This window comes from Pseudomonas sp. Pse79 (genome assembly GCF_024519615.1).
Classification (GTDB): domain Bacteria; phylum Pseudomonadota; class Gammaproteobacteria; order Pseudomonadales; family Pseudomonadaceae; genus Aquipseudomonas; species Aquipseudomonas veronii.
Window position 1 is genome coordinate 71,087 of the sequence record NZ_JALJRR010000028.1, and the last position, 7,550, is coordinate 78,636.

The window sequence follows — 7,550 nt, forward strand, 5'->3', positions numbered from 1 at the left end:
TTGCGCTTGTTAAATCATCCTAAGGAGCAGGAAAACAAGTCTCTTGTTAGTACTGAGCGCATATGACAGACACACCCATTTACCCGCTGCTTATTGAACAAAACCACTCTGAAAATTACAGGGGAACACCAAAACTAGAGGCGACCCTCAAAAAGCATCTTATGAAGAAAACGCCTATCCGCACAGCACTCATATACTCTAACGCGGTACTTTTCATTTCGTTAGGAATCGCAGCGCTGCTCCTTGACGAAAACGGAACTATCAACCTCCCCTGGTATGGAAAAGTCCTGGATGTGATTTTTCTTGGATTAATTTACGCTCATTTCACAGAACTCCAACATGAACTACTACATGGGCATGCGTTTAAATCACAGAAACTGAACAGACTATTAGGGTTCTTCTGTGGTTTGTTTATGCTCAATTCATTTTCCCACTACAAATACCACCATCTTCGCCATCACAGGCATCTTGGCACTGAGCTGAATAGTGAGTTTTTCAACTACCCCAAAAAAGGAATGGACAGCCCTCTAAAGCTATTTAGCGCTGCAATGAACCCCAGCAGGTTTGGTCGCGTGATCAAACTTATGTTCAAAAGCCTGATTGGGATAAAACTACAAGACATAGAAGATAGCAAAGCGGAAAACAACGCCAGACAGGAATATCGTCTCTACCTCATAATCGTATTAACCACCATAGTTTTTACTTTACTTTCCGGCTCAACGTTTTTTGTTTTCGCCTGGCTCATCCCAATGATTTTGATTGCGGAGCCTGCCCACTATTTAATTGAACTTCCTGAACACTTCGGTCTAGATGCTTATAACGAACCAAACTTCAACAGAAATACAATAAGCATCGAAGCATCATGGATTGCACGTTGGTATACGAACGGAAACAACTTGCACACCGCGCACCATAGCTTGGCCAGCGTCCCTATGGGTAATTGCCAAACCTTACATAATCTCGCTCGCTCAAACATGGAAGTCATCGAGCCGAATTACTTGACCTTCTATCGAAAGGTTATATCCGGCGAAATCAAGCCATTCAAATAGGGAAGTGAATGATGAGAACAACAGTAATGAAATTTGGCGGTACATCTATGAAGGATCTGAAGGCGATACGCAGCGCAGCCTCTCATGTCCATGAAGCTGTAAAACTCGGAAAAAAAGTTGTAGTGGTAGTATCTGCGCAAGCCGGTGAGACGGACCGTTTGATGGGTCTGATGAATAATTACTCACAACACATAAGCCATATTGCGATGGATATGGTTGTAAGTGCCGGCGAGCAAATAGCTGCCGGGCTCATGGTACAAGTGCTGCATGACATAGGGCTCAAGGCGGTCCCGTTGACTGGGTGTCAGGCGGGCATCGTGACGAACAACATCCATGCCAATGCGACTATCTCGAAGATCAAGACTGAAAATATACTTCGAGTCAGTGCAAGCGGTGTGATCCCGATAATTACGGGATTTCAAGGAATAACAAGTGAAGGCCTAATATCGACGCTAGGCAGAGGAGGCTCTGACACATCAGCGGTTGAGTTAGCTAAAGCCTTGGGGGCCGAAGCATGCGAGATATATACCGACGTGCAAGGAGTCTTCTCTTTGGACCCCCGCCTTAGCAAAAACGCAAAAATATTTACAAGAATATCGCACTTGGAAATGTTTGAAATGTCCACGCTAGGCGCAAAGGTATTACACAAGCGTGCGGCTTATGCTGGGATGGTTTCGGGGGTGAAACTTTTTATCAAACAGACCGGCAGTTCACAAAACGGAACAGTGATTGCTGGCGAACAAACATTTGAAAATCCTATAGAAGCCATTATAACCAGCTCGCGAAAGTCGACCCTAAGTATAAATCAATCTTATAAAACTCACGGTGCTTTACAGGAGCTCTCTGATCATGGCATAGCTTTTTACATGTTACACAGCGACTCAGAAAGTCATTCCATTTGCTGCATTGATCAATGCGATAAATCTCTAGCAGAAAATATCTTAGAAAGATCGCAGCTACTTAGGCGCGAAAGATCCGCACTATCAGACAACGACCTCATGAGGGTAAGCACTATAGGAAACCCAGCTCCTGCCCACCTCGACTCGATTGTAGAGATGATTATGTGTCATAGCGAGCGGCACAAATCCAAAGTATCCCACAGCGAGATCCGCAGAAGCGGCGTGTCTGTTACTGTTGAGGCAGAATATGCAAGCATTTTGGCGCAGATGTTGCACGACAACCTCCAGAAGCGACCTGTGCATTCTATGCAAACCCGCACGGAGACTGTGGGGTGCGCGTTTTCTTGATGTCATCGCGAGCAGACTGCCGCGATTTAGCCAGTAGAGGGTAGAGTTTGGGTCGTCGCTTGATGGCCCGTGGCTCTATGCGGTTTGGGTGATTTCGACTTTCTGATCTTGGCGTTGTGGCCAAAGTAACCGTCCGGCCACACCCCAAGGCTTAGGGTTACGCACGTAGGGATCTGGCGGGGGGGGCAAGTAACTGCCATCCGTACCGGGACCTGTCCAAAGATTCAAACCCAAACTCTATTTTCGAAACCCGAAGATATAGATCATACCGCCGCTGGCCAGCACCATCCCGGCGACTTCGATCAGACTGGGTACTTCCGATAGGACGAAGATAGCCAGCACGGACGCTATGCAAGGGACCAGACCGCCAAAGATGGAGCCACGGGTTGCACCAAGCACTGTCACAGCCTTCGTATAGAACAGCAGGGCCAGAATCGCCGCAAATACGCCCTGGAATAGGGATTGGAAAACTATTTCAGAAACGGGTGCGGAGAGGATACCTGGGGTTCCCCAAATGAAATATAGAGGTAGGTAGAGCAACATGGAAATGACGGATACCAAAGCTGTGGCCTGGAACGCATCCACGTCCCATGCACGCGAGGCAATGGTATAGATCCCCCATAATGCTCCGGCAGCAATGAATAGCAGGTCTCCCAGCCAGGCCTGCCCACCGCTTTCCGACATGCTTTGCCACCCCGAAAGGGTCGCCCCTACCATGATGATAAAAATCCCGATCAGTACCGCTTTTTCCGGCCTGTCACGAAGGAAGAACCAGCCCCCAATTGTGGAAACCGCAATCATCGCACTGGGGATGAGAACGCCAGCATGTCCGGCGGGGGCATATGCCAATCCGAGGATTCCCAGAAGTACGTGCGGAATACCCTGCCCCACTGTAAGGAGCAGGGTTTTCGGCAGACCAAGCATGCCTGTCCCTTTCTTTAGAACAAAAGGCAGCAAAATCAATCCGGCCACCATAAAGCGTAAGGCCGCGATGTCATAGGGAGACAGCGTTTTTTGAACCCCAAAACGGGAAAGAACAGGCCAGGCTCCCCAGATAAGAGCAGATAAAAACCCAAAGAACACTGCTACAGATAGTGCTTTTCTGTCTATCAGAGTTGCGCTTGTCATGGCCTGTCTTTCTCTACTCATGCTAATTTTAAGGTACGGTCGTGCACTGTATTCTTGACGGTATCAAGAGCGTTCGCGGAATTTGAGAAAAGATATGGGTTCATGGGGTCATCACATCCCGCTTCAATCAGGATCCGCTGACCAAGCCCTAGTCTCTCCGCCTGATCGATCAAGACCTCGGTCATTATCTGATCTTCCAATGAAATACCGGTGCTATCAAAGATGGTCTGTTTCATCTGATATTGGATATAGGCTTGCGGCTCTTTCACTATTTTGTGCAGCTCAGGGCCGATATAGCCGTATTCGTCTTTACTCAATTGCTGGCATTCACCTTCGTTAATGGCCTGTTCCAGATAATCCGTGACAAGGAACGAGCTTTTGAGCAGCTCTGTTGATAATTCATATTTGCGCGGCGTGTCGGCACCAATAGCATTGATGTGTACATGTGGTTTCATCCCGCCAGCGTGGAGAACCGGGCCTGCATCAAGGCCAATGGAGGTGGCAACACAGATGATGTCGGACTCTGCCAGTACCCTTTCTTTGGAAGCGATGATCGGTGTAATTCCCAGGGCGGATACCCGCTTGGCGAAAGTTTTTTCCACTGCGGGGTCAATATCGTGGATCAAGACTGCGTCAAAGTCATAAATTCGACTGAGGGCATGGGCCTGGGTCACTGCCATGGCGCCAGCTCCGATCAGCCCAAGGGTTTTGCTTTCAGGATGAGCCAGCAACTTCGAAGCCACAGCGGATGCTGCGCCCGTTCGTACTGCTGTTGCAAATACTCCATCGATCACCGCAATAAGGTGGCCGTCCCTTACGTCATATAGGGAGTTAGTGGCGATGACCGTCGGCATGCCCCGGTTAAACGGATTTCCCGGATGGTAGCCAACAACTTTTAACGCGACATTTTTATCCCGGCGGTAAGCCGGCATAAACTCTATCAGCCCCATTTCCGGAGTTTCATAGACAAAACCGGTGCGCGGTTGTATTTCAACCTGGCCATCACCAAACACGTTGAGGGCATCACGTAGTTTTGCAATCGTTTCATCCATTAAAGTGTCGAGCCCGACGGCTGCGACAATTTCACCAATGTTTTCCTCAGAGAGGATAATAGTTGCTCGCTGTGCCACTTTGTCGCTCCTATATGTTCACATGATAATTGGTTTCAGTCTTATTCTGATGCTTGGTGCTGCGTACTTCGATTCGGCGGTATGCTGCGTTGAACGATCGAACCTCACCGGAAATTATCTTGGAATAGAAAGATCAATAGGATGACTCTATTACTTACATCTGATGTCTTCAGGCACGATGAACACTCATGGGGTGCCGACCATCGCGCGGAGGTATGGAGATTGTTGCAGCTTATGAACCATGCTGCCCGCGAGCCAGGTGGCTTCGATTGACGAGTATTACGCTCACATTGCGGCTTAGAAAATACGAGACTCTCAGGTTAGAGTCGATGGAGTAATTCTTCGATAGGCATTAGTTTTTCTAAAGAGATGACATCGCCAACCTCTCCAGCAACGTCGCACAGCAGAAGACTTTATTCGCCTTGTCGTACCTGTGGACGGTGCAAAAATGGTTGTTGAATGCGGGAGAAGTGCGTCTCTAATGCGGACTGATCGCCCTGAAATATAGCGATCAGAGGAAAAAACCATGAATTAAAGACAGGAAAGGTCTGTTTTCGATCGACTTAGCATTTTTTGAACCTCAGGCAGTGAGGGCATCAAAAATCGGTGGGTACTTCAGACCTTCCTTAGCGAACAGGCCAAGGAACTCATTAGCCAATCTTCGAATTTTTCCAAAGCCACCATTTTCTGCGTGTACTCAGGCTTAAAAAAAGTGTAACAGTTATCCTCCGGAAAACTAGTATCCAGCACCCTTACCAGTTGACCACTTTGTAATTCGTGATCGACTAGAATTGACTCTGTTAGAGCCAGCCCATGACCATGAATGGCTGCGGTCAAAGCCAGGTGCCCTTCTGTAAAAACGATACTCGCCTTACCAAGGTCCAGGGACAAGCCTAAATCAGCAAAGACATTTTTCCAGCTTTTATGAAGTTTTCTATGACTTTCAATTTTCGTTTCATAACTGATCAACTTATGTTCGCAAAGGTCGGCATACGTTTCAATTTTAGGTGTTTTTTTAATATATGCGGGACTTGCGACTATGATAACTTCTGAGCAGCCAAGTACTTTGCTATTTGATGGAAGATTTTCTCCCTTGCCAAATCTTATTGACGCGTCAATACCATGACTGCGAAAGCTTCTAACGTCACAAGACGCATCAATAACAACATTAAGATCCAAGTGTTTTTCGTAAAATTTATCCAGATTTGGAATAAGCCACTTTACGGCAAATGAAGGTGGGGCAGAAATAGAAAGTGTTGTTCTTTGCGTCCCGATGATCTCTTCCGCGACAGCGGCCAGTTCCCCTAGTGCTTTCTGAGCTACGCTGGCGAGCCGCTGGCCAGCCTCGGTTAGCGTTAGCCCTTTGGCATCCCTTATGAAAAGCGAGCAGTTCATGTAGTTTTCAAGAATCTTGATCTGCTGGCTGGTGGCTCCCTGAGTCACGCATAGCTCAGATGCAGCCCTGGTTACACTGAGATGCCTGGACACGGCCTCAAACGCTTTCACAGCATTGAGTGGCGGGGTTTTCATGGCTCAATCCTTAAGAATGTCTCGTATCCATCGAACAATCACGCCATCGACTCTAATCTAAGAGTCCCCTGTTTCCTAGGCACTGTACGAAAAGTATTGCCGCAGACACCGCATGGCACAGGCCAACGAGACCATCGCCGCAAAATTTTTCGCGAGCTTCTGAAAGCGCGTAAAAAGACGTTGCGCTGCCGGTATTTAGGGTGATCTGCAGGATGGTTTGTCACTGACCGGACGCCTGTCCCTGGCCTACATCGCCAAAGCCGGGCCGGTAGCGTTCGGGCGCATGTATGCCGAGTTGATGGGCAAGCGCGAACCACTGCCGTTCCTCGGCGACATGATGTTCCATGCACTGCTGCGGCCGTTGATAGACGACGAGCATCCTTTGTTGACGAAAACCGAGGCTCATCTTGAATGGCCTCGGCGGGTGCTGGCGCCCGGATGCGCAAAGACCCGCTATCCGGGCACAAGGTGCGGCTTCAGGCTTTAACGTTCTGCCGGATATTCCAGCCGAACTTCACTGGCCCACCGTCCTTGGCGCCGTCGGCCTTCTGCGGCTGGTAGCTGACGTCGACGCTGGCGAAGTTCAAGGCGATGCTGTCGTAGAGCACCTCATCCTTACTTTCAGCAGCGGTGCCGTAGGACACCACCATGACTTCCTTCAGGGTGATCACCAGATACTCCACTGGGCTGGAACCGCCCGCCTTGCGCACTACCAGTCTTGCTTCGGGATAATGCTTGCCGGTCGCGCAGGCCATCATCAGCAGGCATCTTTATTGAAAACCATTGGGAATTCATCAAGCGGTATATGCCAGTAATCGGAGCAGACATTCTTGTCGCATGCACCTCAATAGGATTGACGGCGATCCTGACAATGCTCACCTATCTCTCGACGTACCCCATTGGTTTTGCTACCAAGACATCATTTTTCGGCGCTACGGGGCTTGGTGCAGTATTTGCCCTTGCCAAATACGAAGTGTTATACGGACGCATCCACTGGGTCTGGCTGAACATGGCGATATACCTCATCTGCCTGCTGGTATCACTTCCCGCAATCGCCTACCGCCCCAACGCTTATCTCTACTCCATGGCCCTCCTCAGCCCCCTGATCGGCCTACTGATCCTCAACAGCAAGCGCTGCCGCGAACTGCGCCACAAGATGCTAGAAATCCGCCACAAGCGCGAAGCCATCATCGCCACCCTGAAAAAACAAGTCCGCTGGAAATGGTGGTAACCCGCGCGGTTGCTGACACCCCCGACTTTCGGCCTCACCAACCCGATAACCGAAGCAACCTACATCCGGCTCGGAAGCATCTGACTTCTCGCCCTCGCCTGCCATGCCTAGCCTGCTGGTCCCGCCCACAATAAGGACACCGCTGGCATGCGGCGCTATTTCATTACCCGAGGAGCCAAGACCACCGCTGGCGGGACCGTCGTCGGCGGTTTGACGGGCTTTTGCATCACCCAAG

General features: G+C 49.5%; 6 protein-coding genes and 3 pseudogenes. 4 read left to right on the forward strand and 5 right to left on the reverse strand.

What is annotated here, in order from left to right:
• The first annotated feature begins 62 nt into the window (after window positions 1-62).
• Both NR164_RS26100 and NR164_RS26105 read left to right on the forward strand, forming a co-directional pair.
• Entirely contained in the window at window positions 63-1,049 is a 987-nt protein-coding gene (locus NR164_RS26100) for a fatty acid desaturase (protein WP_256823475.1), read from the forward strand.
• 11 nt (window positions 1,050-1,060) lie between these two features.
• Window positions 1,061-2,296, forward strand: coding sequence for an aspartate kinase (locus tag NR164_RS26105; RefSeq protein ID WP_161493728.1), 1,236 nt, complete (start codon window positions 1,061-1,063; stop codon window positions 2,294-2,296).
• 237 nt (window positions 2,297-2,533) lie between these two features.
• On the opposite strand, the gene NR164_RS26110 is transcribed toward NR164_RS26105, so the two are convergent.
• The 4 genes and pseudogenes from NR164_RS26110 to NR164_RS26125 form a co-directional block, all read right to left on the reverse strand.
• A complete protein-coding gene (locus NR164_RS26110) occupies window positions 2,534-3,424 on the reverse strand; it encodes a DMT family transporter (protein WP_227778683.1) in 891 nt (296 codons plus the stop codon).
• A gap of 17 nt (window positions 3,425-3,441) precedes the next feature.
• On the reverse strand, window positions 3,442-4,554 hold the full coding sequence (locus tag NR164_RS26115) for an ornithine cyclodeaminase family protein (RefSeq protein WP_177034518.1): 1,113 nt from the start codon (window positions 4,552-4,554) through the stop codon (window positions 3,442-3,444).
• A gap of 615 nt (window positions 4,555-5,169) precedes the next feature.
• Entirely contained in the window at window positions 5,170-6,084 is a 915-nt protein-coding gene (locus NR164_RS26120) for a LysR substrate-binding domain-containing protein (RefSeq protein WP_046490617.1), read from the reverse strand.
• 75 nt (window positions 6,085-6,159) lie between these two features.
• Window positions 6,160-6,267: pseudogene (locus tag NR164_RS26125) on the reverse strand (IS5/IS1182 family transposase); the annotation flags it as partial.
• 22 nt (window positions 6,268-6,289) lie between these two features.
• Here NR164_RS26125 and NR164_RS26130 point away from each other — a divergent pair.
• Window positions 6,290-6,517, forward strand: a pseudogene (locus NR164_RS26130) (hypothetical protein); the annotation flags it as partial.
• A gap of 43 nt (window positions 6,518-6,560) precedes the next feature.
• Here the strand turns inward: NR164_RS26130 and NR164_RS26135 are convergent.
• Window positions 6,561-6,845, reverse strand: a pseudogene (locus NR164_RS26135) (Hcp family type VI secretion system effector); the annotation flags it as partial.
• A 110-nt stretch (window positions 6,846-6,955) separates the two neighbouring features.
• On the opposite strand from NR164_RS26135, the gene NR164_RS26140 reads away from it, so the two are divergent.
• Entirely contained in the window at window positions 6,956-7,315 is a 360-nt protein-coding gene (locus tag NR164_RS26140; RefSeq protein WP_256823476.1) for a hypothetical protein, read from the forward strand.
• Window positions 7,316-7,550 lie beyond the last annotated feature (235 nt).